The organism is Streptomyces bambusae (assembly GCF_020532645.1).
GTDB lineage: Bacteria > Actinomycetota > Actinomycetes > Streptomycetales > Streptomycetaceae > Streptomyces > Streptomyces bambusae.
This window is the reverse complement of the sequence record NZ_JAJAUZ010000012.1, coordinates 13,594-33,771: the sequence shown is the minus strand read 5'-3', so window position 1 is coordinate 33,771 and position 20,178 is coordinate 13,594. Positions and strand designations below refer to the sequence as shown.

The following is a 20,178-nucleotide window of genomic DNA, read 5'->3' as shown; positions in this document are numbered from 1 at the left end:
CCGGGCACATGATCGTCTGCGGCGACGACGGACTCGCCCGCCGGCTCGCCGCCGAACTGCGGTACGTCTACGAGGAGCAGGTCGTCCTCGTCATGCCCGCGGACCGCGCACCCCGGCCGCGCGAGACCCGCCAACCCCGCCCCGGCACAGGGCTGCCGGGCCGCAACCCGCTCGGCCGGAGCCGCACGCCCGCACCCGCCCCGCCCCGGCTGCCCGAACTGCGCCTGCTGGAAGCCGACGAGGCCGACGACGCCGTGCTCACGTCCGCCGGCGTCGCGGACGCCGCCGCCCTCGCCCTCGTCCACGAGGACGACGAGACCAACCTCCGCGCCGCCCTGCTGGCCCGCCGCCTCAACCCGCACCTGCGGCTCGTCGTACGCCTCTACAACCGCAAGCTGGGCCGGCACCTGGAAGCCCTGCTCGACCAGGCGGCGATCGTCGCCGAACCCGGACTGGACCCGCGGCGCCTGGGTTCCGTCACCACCGTGCTCTCCGAAGCCGACACGGCCGCTCCCGCGCTCGCGGCCAGTGCCGTCGCCGGCACCAGCAAGGTCGTCCAGGCCGACGGCCTGCTGCTGCGCGCCGTGGAACGCACCCCCGCCGAGCCGGGCCGCGTCGCCGACCCCGGCCTGTGCACCCTCGCCCTGCTGTCCTCCACCGCCAACGACCCGGCCGGCGCCGACGGTTCGGAGATCAGCGGGGACACCGGCCCGCAACTGCTGCCCGACGACCGGGCGGTGGCCGCTGCCGCCGGCCGCCGCATCGTCGCCCTGGAGGCCGTCACCCACCAGGGCGCCGACGAGGGCGGCCGCCGGCTGCGTCCTGCGCTGCTGCCGGTGGGATCGCTGTTCTCGCCCCGCCTCCGCTGGACGCTGGGCGGACTCGCCGGCGCGGTCGCCGCCCTCGCCCTCACCTCCTGGCTCACCACCGGCGACCACCCGCTGCACGCCGCGTACGTGACGCTGCTCGACATCTTCGCCATCAACGAGCCCGCCATCGGGATGCCCACCCAGCGCCAGGTGCTCCAGCTCCTGTCCGGGCTCGTCGGCCTCCTGATGCTGCCCGTCCTGGTCGCCGCCGCCTTCGAAGCGCTCGGCGCGTTCCGCACCGCCAGCGCACTGCGCCGCCCGCCGCGCGGACAGTCGGGCCACGTGGTGCTGCTCGGCCTCGGCAAGATCGGCACCCGGGTGCTGGCCCGGCTGCGGGAGCTGAAGATCCCCGTGGTGTGCGTGGAGAGCGACCCCGAGGCCCGCGGCCTGGCGCTGGCCCGCAGCCTGCGGGTGCCGGTGGTGCTGGGCGACGTGACCGAGGAAGGCGTGCTGGAGGCCGCCAACGTGCACCGCGCGCACTCCCTCCTCGCACTCACCAGCTCCGACACCACCAACCTGGAGGCCGCCCTCTACGCCCGCGCCGGCAACGGCGGGATCCGGGCCGTACTGCGGCTGTACGACGACGAGTTCGCCACCGCCGTCTACCGCACGCTGCGCGCCGCGCACCCCACCGCGCTGACCCGCAGCCGCAGCGTCACCTTCATGGCGGCGCCCGAGTTCGCCGGGGCCATGATGGGCCGGCAGATCCTCGGGGCGATCCCGGTGGAGCGGCGGATCCTGCTGTTCGCCGCCGTGGAGGTGGACGGCCATCCGCTGCTGGCGGGCCGCAGCGTCGCCGCGGCGTTCCGCCCGGGCTCCTGGCGGGTCATCGCCCGCGACGCCTCGGCGCAGCGCCACACCGGCGCGGCCGCCACCTCCGAACTGGTCTGGGCCCTGCCGCCCGACTACGTCCTCAAACCCGACGACCGCATCGTCATCGCGGCCACCCGCCGCGGTCTGGCCGAACTCCTCGGCCGCCACCACACCCCGGACCGCCCCCGCTGAGCAGCCGCCCCGAGTCCGGCCCCGCCCCGCCCGGATTCCCCGGCCCGGCGCCGCCCCGCCCGGCCCGGGGCCCGGCGCCCCCACGCCGTGAGTCGCCGGCCGCCGCGCCGGGTAGCCTCGGAGGTCCGCCGCCGTCCACCTCCCGGGAACCCCGACATGCCGCTCACCGGCCCGCAGTCCGTCGACCGTGCGCTCGACCTGCTCGACGCCGTCGCCGCGGCCCCGGGGCCGGTCACCGCCAAGGCGCTGGCCCGCACGGTCGGCTGCTCGCTGTCCACGGCCTACCACCTGCTGGGTCCGCTGACCGCCCGCGGCCACCTCGTCCGCACCCCGCAGGGGTACGCGCTCGGCCCCCGGATCCCCGGACTGCAGCGCTCGTTCCAGCGCCACCTGCGGCCCGCCCCCGGCATCGCCGACGTCCTGCCCCGGCTGCGCCGCGCCACCGGCGCCGAGGCCTACTACACCGCCTACCGCGGCGGCCTGATCACCGTAGTGGACACCACCGCACCGGTCACCGACACCGCCAACCCGTTCACCCCGGGCCAGGAGGCGCGCGCCCACGCCACCGCCCACGGCAAGGCGCTGCTGGCCGAGCTGCCCCGGCCGGCCCGCCGCCGCTACCTGGCCGACCACGGCATGGTCCGCCTCACCGACCGCACCATCACCAGCGCCGACCGGTTCGAAGCCGAACTGGCCACGGTCCGCGCCCAGGGCTTCGCCGTCTCCGTCGGCGAGGCCGACCCCGCGTACACCTGCCTCGCCGTGGCCCTCCCGCAGCCCCGCGACGACGGCGCCGTGCACGCCCTGTCGGTGTCGCTGCCCACCGCCGACTTCCGGCGCCGCCGCCTCGCGCTCACCGCCGCGGTCACCGGGGCCGCGGCCGCCCTGCTGCCGGCCGGCTGACCCCGTTTTCCGGCCCTGCCGGAATCCGGCCCGCGCCGGCGTGCACCCCGGCCGCCCCGCCCGGCACGCTGGCCGCATGATCTTCATCGCCGTCAGGTTCCAGGTCCGCCCCGAGCACAGCGACGACTGGCTCACGATCGTGGACGACTTCACCCGCGCCACCCGCAACGAGCCCGGCAACCTCTTCTACGACTGGTCGCGCAGCGTCGACGACCCGAACTGCTACACCCTCCTGGAGGGCTTCGCCGACGCCGAGGCCGGCCGGGTGCACGTGGCCTCCGACCACTTCGCCGCCGGCATGGAGACCATGGCCGGAGCCATCGCCACGACCCCGGAGATCATCCACGTCGAGGTGCCCGGCCAGGGCTGGAACCCCATGGCCGAGCTGTCCCCCCGCCCCTGACCCGCTGGCCGGCACCGCTCAGCACGCGTTGCGCACGTACCCGGCCTTGCGCGGCGTACGGACGTCCCGGTTGCGCTCGACCACGGACAGCGTCCGCGCCCAGGCCGCACACGCCTTCGTGAAGTCGCGGTGCCGGTACTCGATCACGTAGACCCGGCCGCCGTACACCGCCCGGTACGCCCCGCACTCGGCGTAGCGGCCGCACTCCTCGGCCACCGCGAAGTCGAAGCCGATGCGCCCCCGGTCCGCCAGCATCTCGGGAGTGTTCTTCTGTCCGATGGCCAGCCCGGCGGCGTGCGCCCGCTTGGCGAGCAGTACCGCGAACGCCGTGCTGTCCGCCTTCGACAGGTACCGCTTGGACCGCGAGAACGAATCCAGGTTGTCGGGCTCGACCGCCCGGTAGCCGCTGCGCGCACACCCGTCGAACCACGCGCCGACGATCGCGGCCAGCCGCTTCCGCTTGGCCGCCGACGAGATGTCGAGCAGCACCTCGTTCCACGCCCCGTCCACGACGTACCGCCCGTCGCGGTCCTTCAGCAGCAGGTCCGGGTGGCGCTTCTGCCACCAGCGCAGCTCCTCCGGCTGTGCCTGGTAGCCGTTGACGTAGCAGATGTTGTACCGGCCCTTCGCGGGCTTGTCCGACCGGTCCCGTGAGACCACCTTGACGTCGGCGGCCGGGGTGTACGCCCCGCCGATCTGGTAGTCGAAGGCGGCGTTCCCGCGGGGGAGCACCACCCGCGGGGCCGCCGCCCCGGCCGTGCCCGCCGCCCCGTCCGGGGCGGTCGCCTGCGCGGCCGGGAGCAGCACCCCCGCGGCCAGTCCGGCGGCCAGGACCGCGCCCGCCGCCCCCCACCGGACCTTCCGGGACCTCCGTGCGGCCCCCTCCGGCCGGTCCCCTCGTCCGTCTGCGGCGCCCTGTCGGACCATGCGAACCCCCCAGGTTCGTACGTGCTGCGGACCGGGCCTGAGCGCCCGGGCCGCCCCGATCCTATGGGCCCGGACAGGGCGCCCCGCACCGCCCGCCGACGGCCACCGCTAGTTCGTCTTGGTGTTGGTGAGGTGCGCGCCTATGTACCCGACGATCACCTTTCCGGTGGCCCCCTTGGTGTCGTCGAGGAAGTGGACCCGTGGTGACTCACCCTTGTTGTCGATCTTCAGATGGGGCTGCATCGGCGCCCGGCCGCACGGTGCGTACGCCGTCGGCACCGGCAGGGTCCGCTGGTCGCCGTACTTCGCCATCGTCGCCCCCGTCTCCGCCATGGCCACCTTCTTGACCGGCCACTGCGACCGGTCCGACTGGCAGTGCTCGTAGAACCCGCCGTGGAAGCCCTCGTGCGCGTCCCGGCCGTACCGGTCCAGCGCCCGCAGCGCCGACCACACCTTCGCCGCCCACACCCGGCTGCGGTCCGACTCGTCCAGCGCGAGTGCGTGCTGCTGCTCCGCGGTCACCACCACGTGTTCGAACACGGCGCGCTGGTCCCAGAGCTGCTCGAAGCTCGTCGGCTGCGACGGCAGCGGCTCCACGATCACCGTCTCCGCCACCCGCCCCGTCCGGGCCAGCCGGGCGCGCAGCACGTCCGCCTCGGCGCGGGCCCGCTCGGTCTCCTCCAGCGCCAGCAGGTGCTCCTCCATGTCCTGCTCCCACAGCGTCCGGCCGCCCCGCAGCACCCGCTCCAGCGAGGCGACGGTCCGCAGCGCCAGCTCCTCGGAGCTGCGGCGCTGCTCGATCTCCTCGTCGGCCATCTCCAGCAGGGCGGTCAGCTCCTTCACCTGCTCGCGCAGCGTCAGCGTCTCCTCCCCGCTGTGCGCCGTGTGCAGCGCCGCCCGCCTCTGGTCGCGGCGCTGCTGCTCGCCGTCCGGGAAGCCGATGGTCCGCAGCGCGTCCGGCAGCGGGTTCTCCGTGGCGATCCGCTGGACCATGCGCACGATCGTGTCCCAGGAGGCGGTGCCGTGCCGGTCGGCGAGTCGGCCCACCGTCGAGTAGCGGTGCCGGGGCGCGTCCGCCGGCCAGGCCGGGTCCACCTCCGGCAGGAAGGTCCGGACGGCGCCCGGCGCCACCCGGTGGTGTTCGGCGGCCGCCCGGAAGGCGTCGATCGCGGGCACCGTCTCCAGCAGGTAGAGCGACGCGTCCCCGGCGCACTTCGGCATGGCCTTCGCCAGCCGGGCGGCCCACAGCCGGTCCTCGCGCAGCGGCCGGGCGGCCACCACCGCCGGCAGCCGCCGGTCCGGGTCGCACAGCACGTCGATCAGCCGGGGCACGTCGCCGGCGTGGATCCGCAGCGGATCCAGGGTGAGCGGGGTGCTGCCGTCGGTGCAGGGCAGCGCGTCCACCAGCTGCTCGACCAGCCGGGGCCGGGCCGGCTCGGGCAGGTGGCCGGGGTTGGCGAAGCACTCCAGGGCGACCGTGACCGCGGCCGGGGCGCCGTCGTCGGCCTCCACGGCCGTGACGGTGGTGCGCCAGGTCGCCTCGGTGGTGTCCTCGCGTAACTGGAGCCGCATGGCGCTCTCCGCGCCGTCCGGCCGGTAGGCGACCTGCGACAGCAGCACCCGTATGCCGTCGAGGTGGTGGAGGCCGGAGGCCATGGGCACCACGCGGCCGAACTTCCGGTTCAGCCACGCCCCGGTGATCCGGCGTATGTGCCGCAGTACGTCCTGTCCCTGAGGGAGCGTCAGCGTGGTGCGGTGGGCGAGAGGATTGCTCGATTCAGACACGGGCGGCTCTCAGCGGGTCGTCGTGACGATGACAGACCAGCCTAGGGGCGTCCGGCGCGCCGGGTCAGGGAGAAGCGCAGAACGCCGGAGCGGGGGTCCCGGCGTAAAATAATCTCGTACTCGGGGTGACTCCTCCCCGCGAGGGTGATGCGGCATGACCGGACTGGTGCGCAAGAGCTTCGACGCCGCGGACGAGACCCGCCCGTTCGGCGACAACAAGGGCAGGCTGGACCTGCTGCAGACGTCCGGCGGCGCGGTCGGCCGGGCCGTGTTCGAGCCGGGATGGCGCTGGTCGGAGCACGTGAAGCCGATCGCTGGCACCGACAGCTGCCAGTCCGCACACACCGGCTACGTCGTGAGCGGGCGGATACACGTCGTCATGGACGACGGGGAAGAAGGCGAGTACGCCGCCGGGGACTTCATGGAGGTGGCTCCCGGACACGACGCGTGGGTCGTCGGCGATGATCCCGTGGTGGCCCTCGACTGGACGGGATTCGGGAACTACGCGAAGCCGGCCTGAGCCGGCGCCTCCGGGCGGTGCGGGCCACCGCCCCGGAGCGACGCGTCCCGCCGCACGGCGGCCGGGCCCGGGGCCGAGCGCGCAGGAACGCAGGCCACCGGCGGGTTCCGGCCGCCCGCGCGTGCGCCCGCCGTCAGCGGCCGAACAGCACGAACAGCGCCGTCAGCGGAGCCGGGCAGGCCAGCGCGCCGAGGAGGGCGAACCGGGCCGGCTTGGACAGCCGCCGGATCCCCGGCGCCCGGTAGACGAGGGCGAGCAGCACCCACGCACCGGCGATCACCAGCGGGGGCACCACCAGCAGCACCGTGACGTCCTCGCCCGCCGAGGCGCCCCAGACGGCCACGAACAGGACGAACACCGCGAGCAGGCCCACCGATCCGAAGGTCAGCGCCCACAGGACACCGGCCACGGCGGCGAGGACCCGGTCGGCGGGCCCGGTGGGCACCGGCACCGGCAGCGGCTGAGGGGGCGGACCGAACACGGCGGTCTCCTCTCGACGGACGGAAGCGGGATGCTCCCAGTCTCCGCCCGCCCGTCCGCCTGGGACATGAGTGCCCGTACTCAGGTACGGCGTGCAAGGGGCTCAGCCGGGGCCGCGGGCCCGGGGACCGCCCGCTCGCGCGGGGCGGTGTCATCGCCGCCGGGCGGGGCATGGCGCGAAGCCGGGCGGCTGCGGCATGCTACCCGCTGGTAGGTCGGGTTCGGTCTGCTGTTCGCGCCCGCTGCTCGTCCGCCAGTTCGTCCGTCTGTCCGTACCGTCTTCGCCGCGCTCCGAGGAGTCCCATGGCCACCCGTCCCGCTGCCGCGCCCCGCTCGCCCCGTTCCGCCCTGGCCCTCGCCGGGCTGCTCGCCACGGCCGGCGTGGCGCACTTCGCGGTGCCCCGTCAGTTCGACGCCCTGGTCCCCGAGTCGCTGCCGGGTTCCGCCCGGGCCTGGACGCACGCCAGCGGCGCGGTCGAACTCGCCCTCGCGGCCGCCGTCGCGATCCCCGCGACCCGCAGCGCCGGCGCCCGGGCCGCCGCCCTCTTCTTCGCCGGTGTCTTCCCCGCCAACATCAAGATGGCCTACGACTGGCGCGACCGCCCCGCCCCCGCCCCCGCGCTGGCCCTCGCCCGGCTGCCGCTCCAGGTTCCCCTCGTCCTGTGGGCCCGCGCCGTCGGACGCGCCGCCCGCTGACGGGCTGTCCGACGACGGTCCGGGCGCCGGACGGACGTGCGCGCGCCGCCGGGGCGCACCCCCGGCGGCGCACGTCCGGCGTCAGTGCACGAACGAGTAGCTGCGCCACGGCCGGGCGTCCGGTGCGACCCGGTCCTCCAGGCTCGTGCCCAGGTACGTGAACGCGCCCTTGCAGTCGTCGTTCTCGTACAGCCGCATGTCGATCAACGTGCCGTTCTGCACCAGGTTGGCACCGCCGGCCAGGCGGTGACACCCCTTCACGGACGGGCTGGTGACCGCGATGGCCAGGTGCCCGCCGCCCTCCTCGGCCGCCTCGGCCTGCTGCCCCTCCTCGGCGTGCGCGTCCGCCTCCGCGTGCGTGGCCGGCTTGGCCGCCGACTCGTACATCACGGGCCCGACGGCCGTCCGGCCGAGCGAGGAGCACGCGGTGGTGGTGAGCGCCAGGGCCAGGACGGCCACGGCGGCACCGCGCAGGCGGCGGCGCCGGGCGCCGGGGTCGGTTGCTGCGGTCATGGTGATCCTTCATGAGTCGGAAGTGACGAACGGGTCGGACGGGTCGGGCGGTTTCCTGCCGGGTGTCGGCCGCCGGCAGCGCGCGGACCCGCGCCGGCGCCCCCGCGGAGCGCATGTCCGCAACGGCGCGGAGATTCTGGCAGGCACCCGGTCAGGGAGGCCAATGTGCCACGCGCGACGCTTCTGTGACGCCCCGGAACTGGCCGGATCCCATACTCCGGGCCGCTGCCCCGCGCGGCATCCGGCCGCCGTCCCCCGGGTGATGATCCTGCTGCCACGCCTTTCACCTCGGAAGGGATCGCGCGCCGGACGGGTTCCGGCGCGCGATGCCCTCGGTTGACTGGCCGAAAACAGACCTACCGGGCGGCGACCACGCCCGTCCGGAGCGTGCCGTTGCCCGGCCCGGCGTACAGTCGCAGGCTGCGGCTGTGCCAGTAGGCCATCACGTCGGACGTGCCGCTGCCGTTGAAGTCGCCGGCCACCACCGTGCGCATGGTGCCCCAGGTCCGGTCCGGCCACATCGGCCGGGAGGCGCCCACGGTGCCCGCCGCGCTTCCCGGGTAGAGCCGCAGCGAGCCGTCCCACCACACCGCGACCAGGTCGGTGGCACCGGACGCCGTGAACCGGCCGGTGGCGATGTGCCGGACGCTGCGCCAGGTGCCGTCGTGCCCCAGCTGCACCCGCCCGCCCAGGGTTCCGTCGGCCCGGCCCTGATAGCGGTGCAGCGTGCCGTTGTTCCACACCGCCGCCAGCCCGTCCCGGCCGTCCCCGCCGTGCCAGGTGGCCAGCCGGCGGATGTTGCGCCAGCTCCGGTCCGCCCACATCTGCCGGACGTGCCGCAGCACGCCGTCCTCGCCCGCCGCGTACAGGTGCAGGGAGCCGTCCGCCCACACCGCCGCCAGCTGGGCCTCACCGGTGCCGGTGAAGTCGCCGCCGGCCAGCAGCCGTACGCTGCCCCACGTCCGGTCGGGCCACAGTCGCTGCCCGTACGTCAGCTTGCCGCCGGCGTCCGCCACGTACGAGTGCAGGGTGCCGTCCGGGTGGACGGCGGCCAGGTCGGCGCGGCCGTCGCCGGTGAGGTCGACGGACGCCATCAGGCGCGGGTCGTTCACAGAGAGGGCAGGGTCGGGGACGCCCGCGGGGCCGCCGACGTCCAGCTGGTTGCGGTCGATGGCGATCCGCACCCCGCCGTACGTCTCCGGCACGTTGCCCGCGTACTGGTGCGCCCGCCGCGCCCCCGGCCACTGCGTGCTGCCGGCCGGCAGGCCCATGGAGGCGTTGCCGGTGTCCGCCGAGCCGTTCCAGTACGCCGTCCACAGCACGTCAGGCATGGCGTACGTGCCCTTCGTGTACTGGGCGCTGAGCGCCTGCACCCCCGAGGACTTGGCCACGTACGCACCCGACCGGTAGCCGTGCTCGCGGACCCGCCGGGTCCAGGCGTCGAGGTAGGCGAGGACCGGGCGGTCCCACTTGGCCCGGTCGCTGTAGTTCTCCACGTCGTTGTAGAGCACTGTGCCCTTGCCCAGCCCCAGCCGGGCGGCCGCTGCCGCCGCCCCGTCGGCCGCCGTCCGGCCCTGCGCGGCGGCCGTCGCGGCGGACGTGGACAGGCCGCTCGAGCCGGACCACGGCTGCGGGCCCACCCAGATCGGCATCAGGTGCCAGCCGGCCGCGGAGTGCGCGCTCACCCAGTCCGGGGTCAGCTCGTTCTGCGCGCAGGCCCGGGCCGGCCCGCCGATGTACACCCCGATGCCGCGGTACGGGGAGCCGGTGCGCCACGCGCGCATCTGGGACGGACTGGGCGCCGTGCACGCGTCGAACGCCCGGCCGCGGAACGCGCCCGGCACCACCGGGGCCCGGACGGCCGGCCGGGTGGTGCGCGGCGTGCGCCAGTCGCCGCCGGACTCCCGGTCCTGCGCGAGGACGTCGGCCACGATGCCGACGACCCGGTCGGGGGAGGCGCCGTAGCCGACGGTGGCGACCAGGCCCTGCCGTTCGAGGACGAAGCGCAGCTCGCGGCTGGGCGCATCGGGCAGCCGGTCCGGCAGCCGCTCGCCGGGGTGCACGGTCACCGTGGGGATGTCCGCGCGTTCCGGTGCGCCGTCGGCCGGCTCCAGATGGAGGGTGTCGCCGCGGTCGCGGGCGACGGCGGAGGCAGCGCAGTCGGTCTGGTCGCCGGCATGGCCGAGATACAGTGCCGGTTTGTCCAGGCGCAGGCACGCGTGCGGGGTCTTGTCGAAGCTGACGACCTGCCAGTCCGGGGGCACGGTCACCTCGACCTCGCGGTAGGGGACCTGACGGCCCGCCGGCGTCTCGTCGGCGCCCGCCGCGCCGGCCGGCAGGGCCAGCACCCCGGCGCCGAGCACGGCGGCGAGCCTGCCCAGCCGGCGCCCGGTCGTACGGGTGCTCGCCGTGCGGGTGCCGGTCGTCCGGGCCGCGGGGTCGGCGGGGCGGCCGGGCTGTGCGGAGTGCGTGGATCGCGAACGGAACGCCATCGTTCCCCCATCGTCGGTTCGGCTGCGGCCGCTTGGCCGACCGCTCCTGCGACGATGGCATCAAGTGTTCATATGGCTTGGTTGCCCGGGTCGTTGCGGCATGTCCTGTTTGTCGTATTACATCCGTTCGGAGGAGCGGGGTGGGCCGTGTGGGGTGGTTTGGCCGAAATGGGTGTACGTGGCATAGGTGCCCCAGGCATGTAATGGGAGTGGTACCAAGGACCCACGTGAGCGAGGCATTTCATGACACAGATGTCCGATCCCGTCGCCTTCCCCCAGGACCGCAGCTGCCCCTACCACCCGCCCACCGCATACCGGCCGCTCCGTGAGGAACGCCCGATGGCGCGTATGAGCCTCTACGACGGCCGTGCGGTGTGGGCGGTCACCGGTCACGCGGCCGCCCGTGAACTCCTCTCCGACCCGCGGCTCTCCTCCAGCCCGGACCGCGACGGCTTCCCCTTCCCCGCCGCCCGCTCGCGGGAGATCAGGCGGCGCCCCGCCGCCCTGCTCGGTGTCGACGACCCCAAGCACAACGCCCAGCGGCGGATGCTGATCCCGAGCTTCACCCTCAAGCGGACCGCGGAGCTGCGGCCGCGGATCCAGCAGACGGTCGACCGGCTCCTCGACGAGATGGTCGCCGCCGGTCCGGGCGCCGAACTCGTCGGGGCCTTCGCCCTGCCGGTGCCGTCCATGGTGATCTGCGCCCTGCTCGGAGTGCCGTACGAGGACCACGAGTTCTTCGAGGCGCAGTCCCGGCGGCTGCTGCGCGGTCCGGGGCCCGAGGACGTGCAGGAGGCGCTCGACCGGCTGGACGCGTACCTCGGCGAGCTCATCGAGCGCAAGCGGCGGGAGCCGGGGGAGGGACTGCTCGACGAGCTGATCGCCGACCGGCTCGCCACCGGGGAGACCGACCGGGAGGAACTCGTCGCCCTGGCCACCATCCTGCTGGTCGCGGGCCACGAGACCACCGCCAACATGATCGCGCTGGCCGCCTTCACGCTCCTCGGCCATCCCGAGCAGCTGGCGCAGCTGCGGGCGGAGCCGGCGCTGCTGCCGACCGCCGTCGAGGAGCTGATGCGCTTCCTGTCGATCGCCGACGGCATGCTGCGGGTGGCCGTCGCCGACATCGAGATCGCCGGCGTCACCGTACGGGCCGGGGACGGCCTGGTCTTCCCGACCTCGGTCATCAACCGGGACGCCGCCGTCTACGAGGACCCGGACGCCCTCGACTGGCGGCGCTCGCCCCGCCACCACATCGCCTTCGGCTTCGGCATCCACCAGTGCCTGGGCCAGAACCTGGCCCGCGCCGAGATGGAGATCGCCCTCGGCACCCTCTTCACCCGCCTCCCCGGCCTCCGCCTCGCCGTCCCCCCGGAATCCGTCCCCTTCAAACCGGGCGACACCATCCAGGGCCTCCTCGAACTCCCGGTGACCTGGTGAGGACGGCATGCCCGACGTGAACGAGAACGAGCCGGCGGGCGCCGGGACGGCGGCGGAGCCGGAAGCGGCTGCCCGGACGGCGACCGCGGCCGGGATCCGGGTCGAGGTCGACCGGGACCGGTGCATCGGCGCCGGCCAGTGCGCCCTGACCGCCCCCACCCTGTTCACCCAGGACGACGACGGCCTGAGCGAACCCCTGCCCCGCGCCTCCCACCCACCCCGCCACCCCCTCCTCCACGAAGCCGCCCGAGCCTGCCCGGTCACCGCCATCACCGTGCACGAGCCGTAGGGTCACCTGCGCACCCCGCTGCCTGCGGGTGTCCGCGGCGGAGGCGGGGCGTCCGGTGGTTGTCTGAGAGGGTGCCGGGCATGGTGGTCGTGGATGCGGCGTGTGGTGGCGTGGTGCTGGACGTGCGGGGCGCGGTGACGGACGGGGAGCTCAACGGGTTGTTCGGGGTTGCGTGGGAGGGGCACCGGGACACCTCGTTCGCGCCGGTGCTGGCGCGGAGTCTGCTGTGGGTCACGGCGCGGCGGGACGGCCGGCTCGTCGGGTACGTGAACGTGGCCGGGGACGGTGGCGCACACGCCTTCGTCCTCGACCCGACCGTGCACCCCGACGAGCGCCGCCGCGGCCTCGGCGTGCGGCTGGTGCGGGCCGCCGCCGACGGGGCGCGGGCGGCCGGGGCGCAGTGGCTGCACGTCGACTACGAGCCGCACCTGGAGGCGTTCTACCGGGAGTGCGGGTTCCGGCCCACGGCGGCGGGCCTGCTGGAGCTCTGACCGGTCAGGCGCCGGCCAGGAGCATGCCGCCCATGGCGAGCATCGTGGCGGCCACCAGGCCGTCCAGGACCCGCCAGGCGGCCGGCTTCGACAGGACGCCGCTGAGGAGGCGGGCGCCGTAGCCGAGGGTGGTGAACCAGGTCAGGCTGGCCAGGGCCGCGCCCACGCCGAACGCCCAGCGGAAGTCGCCGCGGTCCGAGGCCAGGGTGCCGACCAGCAGCACGGTGTCCAGGTACACGTGCGGGTTGAGCCAGGTCATCGCCAGGCAGGTCAGCACCGCGGCGCGGGCGGAGCCGGCCGCCTTGCCGGCGGTGCTGAGGCCGCCGCCGTCCGGGGCCGGCTTCAGGGCCCGGCGCGCGGCCAGGACGCCGTAGCCGACGAGGAAGGCGCCGCCCGCCAGACCGACCACGGTCAGTGCGGCCGGCCAGGCGGTGACGGCGGCCCCGACTCCGGCCACCCCGAGGGTGATGAGCAGGGCATCGGACACGGCGCAGATCGCGACCACCGCGAGCACGGCGTGCCGGCGGACCCCCTGCCTCAGGACGAACGCGTTCTGGGCGCCGATGGCGACGATGAGGGAGAGTCCGGTGCCGAAACCGGCGAGGGCTGCTGCGGTGATGCCTTGGGTCATGCCTTGACCGTATGGAGCCACGGGAGGTGAGTACAGCTAAAGATTCTTACGTATCCTTAGCTGTCGTGATGGACGAGCTGCCGCTGGACCAGGTCCGTACCCTTCTCGCCGTGGTCGACGAGGGCACCTTCGACGCGGCGGCCGCCGTGCTGCACGTGACGCCGTCGGCCGTCAGCCAGCGGGTCAAGGCGCTGGAGCAGCGGACCGGGCGGGTCCTGCTGATGCGGACCAAGCCGGTGCGGGCCACCGAGTCCGGGGCGGTCGTCGTCCGGTACGCGCGGCAGCTGGCCCGGCTGGAGCGGGACGCGCGGGCCGAGCTCGGGCTCGCCGACGGGCGGGGCGAGCCGGCGCGGCTGCCGATCGCCGTCAACGCGGATTCGCTCGCCACGTGGTTCCTGCCGGCGCTGAGCCGGGTGCCGCAGGACCCGCCGATCTGCTTCGAGCTGCACCGCGAGGACGAATCGCACACGACCTCGCTGCTGCGGGAGGGCCAGGTCATGGCGGCGGTGACCTCCTCGCCGGATCCGGTGGCGGGGTGCAGTGTGCGGAGGCTGGGGCTCGCGCGGTACCTGCCGGTGGCGGCACCGGGGTTCGTCGCGCGGTACCTCGGCGGCGACCTGGCGTCGTGCCTGCGTCGGGCGCCGGTCGTCGTCTTCGACCGGCGGGACGATCTCCAGGACGCGTTCGTCCGGGACCTCACCGGGTCTGCGGCCGGGGCCGGGCCGGTGCGGCACTTCATTCCCGCGTCGCAGGGCTTCAGCGAGGCGGTGGCGGCGGGGCTGGGGTGGGGGCTGGTGCCGGAGCCGCATGCCGTGCCGATGCTTGCTGCGGGGGCCGTCGTGCCGCTCCCCGGGGCCGGTCCCGTCGACGTCCCCCTCTACTGGCAGCAGTGGAAACTCGACTCCCCGGCCCTCTCCACGGTCGCCGCCGTCATCGCCACGGCCGCCGCGGACTCCCTCCGCCGGGCCTAGGGCCCCGCGCGACCGTCCGGACCAGGCCCTTCCGGCCCCCGCGCGACCGTCCGGACCGGACCGGGCTAATCCGGCCCCCTGCGCGGCCTCCGGACCGGGCCGGGCCAATCCAGCCCCTCCGGTGTTTGAGGAGCGGGTCCGGGCAGGGCCCGGTGCCCGGCGCCAGCCGGGTTGCAGTTCTTGGGGCTCCGCCCCAAACCCCGCTCCTCAAACGCCGGAGGGGCTGGATTTTGCCCCGCCCGATGGGCCGCCGGCCACGGCAGGCGGATGGGCCCACCCGGTGGGCAGGCCGGGCCGGGAGGGGAGGCCCGCTGCCCGCCCGGCGTCAGCGGCGGGACGTCGTGGTCCAGGCCGTCAGGAGGAGCGCGGTGGCGGCGGGGGCGGTGAGGGGGAGGACGAGGACGGTGGCCGTGTGGGAATCGAGGAGGCCGGCCAGGCCGGTGGCGGACAGGCCGAGGGTGCCGAGCACGGCCAGGACCACACCGCCCGTGGCAAGGGCCGGGGAGCCGGACGCCGGCACCGGCGACGGTGAGTCGAAGCGGTGGAAGACGGCCACCAGCACCGCCGTCAGGACCACCGCCCCCGCCACCCGCACCGGCACCTGCCCCCACCACGCCCCCGAAGCCGGCACCGGCAGCGCGAACCCCGCCGCGAGCTGGATCCCGTACACGCCGAGCATCCCCGTCAGATGCCACAGGAACGCCGTCATCGCCAGCCCGTTCGCCGCCACGACCCGCCGCCACACCGCGGGCCGCGCCAGCAGCCGCCCCGCCGGCCCCCGCAGCAGCTCCACCGCCCCGGCCAGCCACAGCCCGTGCGCCAGCAGCGCCGAAGTCGGCGGCGCCATGTTGGACACCTTCTCGCCCGGCATGCCCACCATGGACAGCGGGTACGGGCCGAACCGCACCAGCAGCACCGCCGCCACCAGCCCCGCCCCGGCGAGCAGCACCGGCCGCCCGATCCGCCCGTCCGCCCGCAGGAACCCCAGCTGGTGCACCGCGAGCCAGACGAACGCGAAGTTCAGGAACTCCGCGTACGGCACCCCGCCCGCGAACCGCAGCACGTCCACCGCGACCGCCGCCGCGGCCAGACCCCCGAACGCCCCCCACCCGTACCGCTCGTGCAGCCGCAGCAGCACCGGCGTGAACGCCGCCATCCCCAGGTAGATCCCGATGAACCACAGCGGCTGCGTGACCAGCCGCAGCGCTGCCGCACCCAGCCCGCCCCGCCCGCCGCCCGCGAGCTGCACCACCAGCGCGGCCGCCCCCCACACCAGCACGAACACCAGCGTGGGCCGCAGCAGCCGCCGCATCCGGGACCGCAGGAACACCGCGTACACCGCAGGCCCGGGCAGCCGGCGCGCCAGCGACCGGTACGCCAGCGCATGCGAGAAACCGCCCACGAAGAAGAACACCGGCATCACCTGCAACACCCACGTCAGCAGCTGGAGTTGCGGCACCACGGCCAGCAGGTTCCCGATGCCGTCGTCGGTGACCGCCGCCATCAGCCAGTGCCCGAGGACGACCGTCCCCAGCGAGGCGACCCGCAGCAGATCGACGTACCGGTCGCGGGAGTCCGGTGTCGCGGCGGCCAGTTCGGATGCGGTGAGCTGCTTCCCCATGCCCCCACCCTCCGCCGCCGACCGGTCCGCCGTGAGCGCGTACGTACTCAACTCCGCCTGAGTACCGGGCCCCTCGGAAGGGGAGACTGCCGACGACCCCGCAGTGCCCAGGAGGAAGAGCACCCATGCCCTTACGACACGCCCTGGTCAGCACGGCGGCCGCGCTCGGCCTGCTGCTCGCCGGCAGCGCCCTCCAGGCCCGGCCCGCCCAGGCCGGCCCCGGCCACGCCCGCACCGCGCAGCCCGCCGCCGCGGCCCCGGCCCCCGCCGCCCCGGCCCGCGGCCCCCGGCCCTCGATCACCGGAGCCCTGCCCAACACCGTCGTGCCCGCCCCTGCGAGCACCGTCGCCACCGGCCCCGGCTTCACCCTCACCACCGCCACCGGCGTCACCACCGACACCGCCGCCGGCACACCCGTCGCCGACCACCTGGCCCGCATCCTGCGCACGTCCACCGGCTTTCCCGTCCCCGTCGCCACCACCGGCGGCACCTCCGGCACCATCGCCCTGCTGCTCAGCGGCGCCCCGCCCACCGTCGGCGCCGAGGGCTACCAGCTCACCACCACCGCCACCGGCGTCGTCATCCGCGCCACCCACCCCGCCGGCCTGTTCCACGGCGTGCAGACCCTGCTCCAGCTGCTGCCCGCGAAGGTGATGGCCAAGACCGCGCAGCCCGGCCCGTGGGCCGTGCCCGGCGGCATCGTCACCGACCGCCCCCGCTTCGGCTACCGCGGAGCGATGCTCGACGTCGCCCGCCACTTCTTCACGGTCGCCCAGGTCAAGCGGTACATCGACCAGCTCGCCCTGTACAAGATCAACGCCTTGCACCTGCACCTGTCCGACGACCAGGGCTGGCGCATCGCCATCGACAGCTGGCCCAACCTCGCCGCCCACGGCGGCAGCACCCAGGTCGGCGGCGGCCCCGGCGGCCACTACACCAAGGCCGACTACTCCGCGATCGTCGCCTACGCAGCCGCCCGTTACATCACCGTCGTCCCCGAGATCGACATGCCCGGCCACACCAACGCCGCCCTCGCCTCGTATGCCCGCCTGAACTGCAACGGCGTCGCACCCCCGCTGTACACCGGCACCAACGTCGGCTTCAGCTCGCTGTGCGTGCCGCTGGAGGTCACGTACGACTTCATCGACGACGTCATCGGCGAGATCGCGGCCCTCACCCCCGGCCCCTGGATCCACATCGGCGGCGACGAGGCCTCCTCCACCACCCCCGCCGACTACCGCACGTTCATCGGCCGCGCCCAGCAGACCGTCGCCCGGCACGGCAAGACCGTCGTCGGCTGGCACGACGTCACCAACGCCACCCTGCTGCCGGGCACCGTCGCCCAGTACTGGGGCACCGGCCGCACCCACGCCGCCACCGCCGCCGCGGCCGCCCGCGGCACCAAGGTGATCATGTCCCCGGCCAACGTCGCCTACCTCGACATGAAGTACGACCGGAACACCCCGCTCGGCCTGTCCTGGGCCGGCTACATCGAGGTCAACAAGGCCTACGACTGGAACCCCGCCACCCGGCTCGACGGTGTCGGCGAGGCCTCCGTCGCCGGGGTCGAGGCCCCCCTGTGGTCCGAGACCCTCGTGACCTCCGCCCACATCGACTACATGGCCTTCCCGCGGCTGCCCGCCCTCGCCGAACTGGGCTGGTCCCCGTGGAGCACCCACGACGTCGGCGCCTTCGACGAGCGGCTCGCCGCCCAGGGCCCGCGCTGGAAGGCCCTCGGCATCAACTACCACCGCTCCCCGCAGATCCGCTGGCCCGCCGGGTCCTGACGCCCGGCTCCCGCCGGCAGCCGCCCGGCAGCGGGCGGCGCGCAGGGTCTTCGTCACCCTCCGCGACGCCCGCTGCCGGCCGGCCCGGGCAGCCCGCCCCCGCGGTCCGGACGGCCGCGACCCGTTCGGCCCAACGCCGGCATCCGGAAACCAGCCGGGTACGCCCAACCCGGGCGCGGGACCGCACCGCCGGGCCGGTCGCCGGACCGCCGCGCGCGGTGCGCGACCCGGCGCATAGTGCAGGCATGCGGCCACATTCAGCGGTATCACGCTCTGTTTCCGCGTACCACGGCGCCACCTACGCGGCGTACGCGACCCTGTCGGCCGTGCTGGCCGCGTCCTTGCTCGGGGCCGGCCCCGGACTGCGGCCGGCGCATCCGGCCGGCCCCGCCCGGCCCGCCGCCGGACCGGCACCGCTGCGGGCCGCCGCCGCGGTCTACGACCGGCAGGCGAACCACGAGACCGCCCTGTTCAGCATCACCGCCGACAACAACGCGGCGGCGCAGGAGTTCACCACCGCCGACACGAAGATCACCCGGGTCGGCCTCTACCTCTCCAGCGCCGCCGCCTCCGGCACCCTCACCGTGCAGATCCGCACCCAGCGGGACCGGTCCGCGAGCGCCGTCGCCACCGCCACCGCCGACCTCGCCGCACTCGGCGGCGCCGGCACCGGCTGGCTCGAACTCGCGCTGAACGCCGCCGTCCGCCCCGGCACCCGGTACTACCTGCACGCCCGCGCCACCACCCCGGCCGGCGCCCAGGTCCGCTGGTACGGCACCCTCGCCGCCACCCCCGGCTCGCTGACCGCGTGGAACTACGACAAGGCGTACTGGGGCGGCTGGCACGCCTACGACTCCCGGCTCGCCTTCCACATCAACCCCGCCGGAGCCGCCCGCTGCGGCGAGACCGAGCAGTGCTTCGTACCCGCCACCGCACTCAAGGCCCGCACCTCCGGCGTGCTCTCCAACCTCACCGCCACCGAGGGCGTCCTGCCGCAGTTCGCCGTCGGCGCCGTCTACCTGGAGGGCAGCCACGTCCTGCGGCTGCCGTCCGGCCGCTGGCGCTACCTGCCCGCGGGCGCCGCCAAGTCCGTCGTCGTACCCGCCGGCGACCCCTCCGCCTGGCAGCAGATCGACGCCTCCCGGGCCTGGCTCGCCGCCGGCACCGTCCCCGGCAGCGGAGCCGCCCGCGCGACCGCCGCCCGCGCCCTGCTCGCCATGCGCGCCCTGCTCCAGTCCAACGGCTCGTTCGCCGCCGGCTGGTCACCGCCCTGGGAGTACTCCTGGCCGCGGGACTCCAGCTTCGCCGCCGTCGCCTTCGCGCACACCGGCCACGACGAGGAGGCCTACCGGATCCTCCGGTACAACGCCACCACCCAGCGCGCCGACGGCACCTGGGAGGCACGCACCAAGCTCGACGGCTCCGGCCCGCCCGACGCCCGCCGCTGGCAGCTCGACGCCAACGGCTGGCTCCCGTGGGCGACCTGGCAGTGGTACCGGACCGCCCCCGCCGACACCCGGAACACCCGGCTCGCCGCCCTCTACCCGATGATCGGCAAGGCCGCCGACCACGCGGCCGCCTCCCTCGACGCGAACGGCCTGCCGCCCGCCTCCCCGGACTACTGGGAGCTGATGGCCACCACCGTCACCATCGGCACCGCGGCCCCCCTGCTCTCCGGCCTCAACGCCGCCGCCGACCTGGCCCTCGTCCTCGGCCGCACCGCCGACGCCGACCGCTGGTCCGCGGCCGCCCGGCGGCTGTCCGCGGGGATCGCCGACCGCTTCGCCCCGCTCGGTTACCAGCGCACCATCGACGGCGCCCACGGCCGCGACAGTGCGGCGGCGTTCATGGCACCGCCGTTCAACGCCGCGCCGCCGGACCTGCCCGCCGCCCTCGACGAGACCTGGCAGGCGCTGCTGCTCCCGAACGGCGGCCTCCGTCCGGGCGACGACCCCGACCACGCCTGGAGCAACTCGGCCTGGACCGCCAGCACGTCGTTCTTCGCGCTGGCCTGGCTGCACCTCGGCCAGCGGGACAAGGGCAACCGCGTCCTCGACTACGTCCTCGGCACCCAGAACCACCTCGGCGAACTGCCCGAGACCGTCACCGACAAGGGCTTCCCGTCCCAGGTCGCCCCGCTGGGCTGGACCGACTCCCTGGTCCTCCTCGCCCTGCTGGCACGGGACGGCAGCCCGCTCGCGACCCCGCCGCTGCGCCCGGCCCCGGCCGCCCCCGCCGTACCGGATCCCGCCGTACCGGCGCCCGACCCGACGGGTGCACCGGACCCGGGCGAAACCCCCGGCCCGGACCTCATGCAGGTCACGACTCCGCGGTGACGCCCGGCGGCCACCGGTC

The 20,178-nt window shown here is 75.1% G+C and carries 18 protein-coding genes; 11 read left to right on the top strand and 7 right to left on the bottom strand.

The annotated features are described in order from the left end of the window. The first annotated feature begins 8 nt into the window (after positions 1 to 8). The 3 genes from LG634_RS11175 (at position 9) to LG634_RS11165 (ending at position 3,180) form a co-directional block, all read left to right on the top strand. Positions 9 to 1,874 (top strand): potassium channel family protein, encoded by a 1,866-nt coding sequence (locus tag LG634_RS11175; protein ID WP_226733563.1) that lies wholly within the window; start codon positions 9 to 11, stop codon positions 1,872 to 1,874. A 156-nt stretch (positions 1,875 to 2,030) separates the two neighbouring features. Further along, positions 2,031 to 2,777, top strand: coding sequence for an IclR family transcriptional regulator (locus LG634_RS11170; protein WP_226733562.1), 747 nt, complete (start codon positions 2,031 to 2,033; stop codon positions 2,775 to 2,777). 76 nt (positions 2,778 to 2,853) lie between these two features. After that, entirely contained in the window at positions 2,854 to 3,180 is a 327-nt protein-coding gene (locus tag LG634_RS11165) for a putative quinol monooxygenase (protein ID WP_226733561.1), read from the top strand. Positions 3,181 to 3,198: 18 nt separating this feature from the next. Here the strand turns inward: LG634_RS11165 and LG634_RS11160 are convergent, their stop codons facing one another. Next, positions 3,199 to 4,107: an endo alpha-1,4 polygalactosaminidase gene (locus LG634_RS11160; RefSeq protein WP_226733560.1), complete on the bottom strand. Its 909-nt coding sequence runs from the start codon at positions 4,105 to 4,107 to the stop codon at positions 3,199 to 3,201. A gap of 108 nt (positions 4,108 to 4,215) precedes the next feature. Then, complete coding sequence (locus LG634_RS11155) at positions 4,216 to 5,892, bottom strand: hypothetical protein (protein ID WP_226733559.1); 1,677 nt, start codon at positions 5,890 to 5,892, stop codon at positions 4,216 to 4,218. A gap of 154 nt (positions 5,893 to 6,046) precedes the next feature. Between LG634_RS11155 and LG634_RS11150 the strand changes: the two genes are divergently transcribed. After that, positions 6,047 to 6,412: a cupin domain-containing protein gene (locus tag LG634_RS11150; RefSeq protein WP_226733558.1), complete on the top strand. Its 366-nt coding sequence runs from the start codon at positions 6,047 to 6,049 to the stop codon at positions 6,410 to 6,412. Between the two features lie 133 nt (positions 6,413 to 6,545). Here the strand turns inward: LG634_RS11150 and LG634_RS11145 are convergent, their stop codons facing one another. Continuing rightward, positions 6,546 to 6,893 carry a hypothetical protein gene (locus tag LG634_RS11145; protein ID WP_226733557.1) on the bottom strand — a complete coding sequence of 116 codons (348 nt, stop codon included), beginning with the start codon at positions 6,891 to 6,893 and terminating at the stop codon, positions 6,546 to 6,548. A gap of 302 nt (positions 6,894 to 7,195) precedes the next feature. On the opposite strand from LG634_RS11145, the gene LG634_RS11140 reads away from it, so the two are divergent. Continuing rightward, entirely contained in the window at positions 7,196 to 7,588 is a 393-nt protein-coding gene (locus LG634_RS11140; RefSeq protein ID WP_226733556.1) for a DoxX family protein, read from the top strand. A gap of 81 nt (positions 7,589 to 7,669) precedes the next feature. Here LG634_RS11140 and LG634_RS11135 read toward each other — a convergent pair whose 3' ends face one another. Together LG634_RS11135 and LG634_RS11130 are read right to left on the bottom strand one after the other, a co-directional pair. Continuing rightward, entirely contained in the window at positions 7,670 to 8,101 is a 432-nt protein-coding gene (locus LG634_RS11135) for a hypothetical protein (RefSeq protein ID WP_226733555.1), read from the bottom strand. A gap of 356 nt (positions 8,102 to 8,457) precedes the next feature. Further along, positions 8,458 to 10,593 carry a glycoside hydrolase domain-containing protein gene (locus tag LG634_RS11130; RefSeq protein WP_226733554.1) on the bottom strand — a complete coding sequence of 712 codons (2,136 nt, stop codon included), beginning with the start codon at positions 10,591 to 10,593 and terminating at the stop codon, positions 8,458 to 8,460. 243 nt (positions 10,594 to 10,836) lie between these two features. Here LG634_RS11130 and LG634_RS11125 point away from each other — a divergent pair, with 243 nt between their 5' ends. From LG634_RS11125 to LG634_RS11115, 3 genes are all read left to right on the top strand, one after another. After that, complete coding sequence (locus LG634_RS11125) at positions 10,837 to 12,033, top strand: cytochrome P450 (protein ID WP_226733553.1); 1,197 nt, start codon at positions 10,837 to 10,839, stop codon at positions 12,031 to 12,033. Between the two features lie 94 nt (positions 12,034 to 12,127). Next, positions 12,128 to 12,322, top strand: a complete 195-nt coding sequence (locus LG634_RS11120; protein WP_226733658.1) for a ferredoxin — start codon at positions 12,128 to 12,130, stop codon at positions 12,320 to 12,322. 80 nt (positions 12,323 to 12,402) lie between these two features. Beyond that, positions 12,403 to 12,813: a GNAT family N-acetyltransferase gene (locus tag LG634_RS11115; protein WP_226733552.1), complete on the top strand. Its 411-nt coding sequence runs from the start codon at positions 12,403 to 12,405 to the stop codon at positions 12,811 to 12,813. A 4-nt stretch (positions 12,814 to 12,817) separates the two neighbouring features. Here the strand turns inward: LG634_RS11115 and LG634_RS11110 are convergent, their stop codons facing one another. Then, positions 12,818 to 13,444, bottom strand: coding sequence for a LysE/ArgO family amino acid transporter (locus LG634_RS11110; RefSeq protein ID WP_226733551.1), 627 nt, complete (start codon positions 13,442 to 13,444; stop codon positions 12,818 to 12,820). Between the two features lie 68 nt (positions 13,445 to 13,512). Between LG634_RS11110 and LG634_RS11105 the strand changes: the two genes are divergently transcribed. Further along, positions 13,513 to 14,415 (top strand): LysR family transcriptional regulator ArgP, encoded by a 903-nt coding sequence (locus tag LG634_RS11105; protein ID WP_226733657.1) that lies wholly within the window; start codon positions 13,513 to 13,515, stop codon positions 14,413 to 14,415. Between the two features lie 325 nt (positions 14,416 to 14,740). On the opposite strand, the gene LG634_RS11100 is transcribed toward LG634_RS11105, so the two are convergent. Then, positions 14,741 to 16,036: an acyltransferase family protein gene (locus tag LG634_RS11100; RefSeq protein ID WP_226733550.1), complete on the bottom strand. Its 1,296-nt coding sequence runs from the start codon at positions 16,034 to 16,036 to the stop codon at positions 14,741 to 14,743. Between the two features lie 125 nt (positions 16,037 to 16,161). On the opposite strand from LG634_RS11100, the gene LG634_RS11095 reads away from it, so the two are divergent. Further along, the gene (locus LG634_RS11095; RefSeq protein WP_226733549.1) at positions 16,162 to 17,823 is read left to right on the top strand and encodes a beta-N-acetylhexosaminidase; all 1,662 of its coding nucleotides are present in this window, start codon (positions 16,162 to 16,164) and stop codon (positions 17,821 to 17,823) included. Between the two features lie 245 nt (positions 17,824 to 18,068). Then, positions 18,069 to 20,159: a glycoside hydrolase family 15 protein gene (locus LG634_RS37815; RefSeq protein WP_264202990.1), complete on the top strand. Its 2,091-nt coding sequence runs from the start codon at positions 18,069 to 18,071 to the stop codon at positions 20,157 to 20,159. Positions 20,160 to 20,178 lie beyond the last annotated feature (19 nt).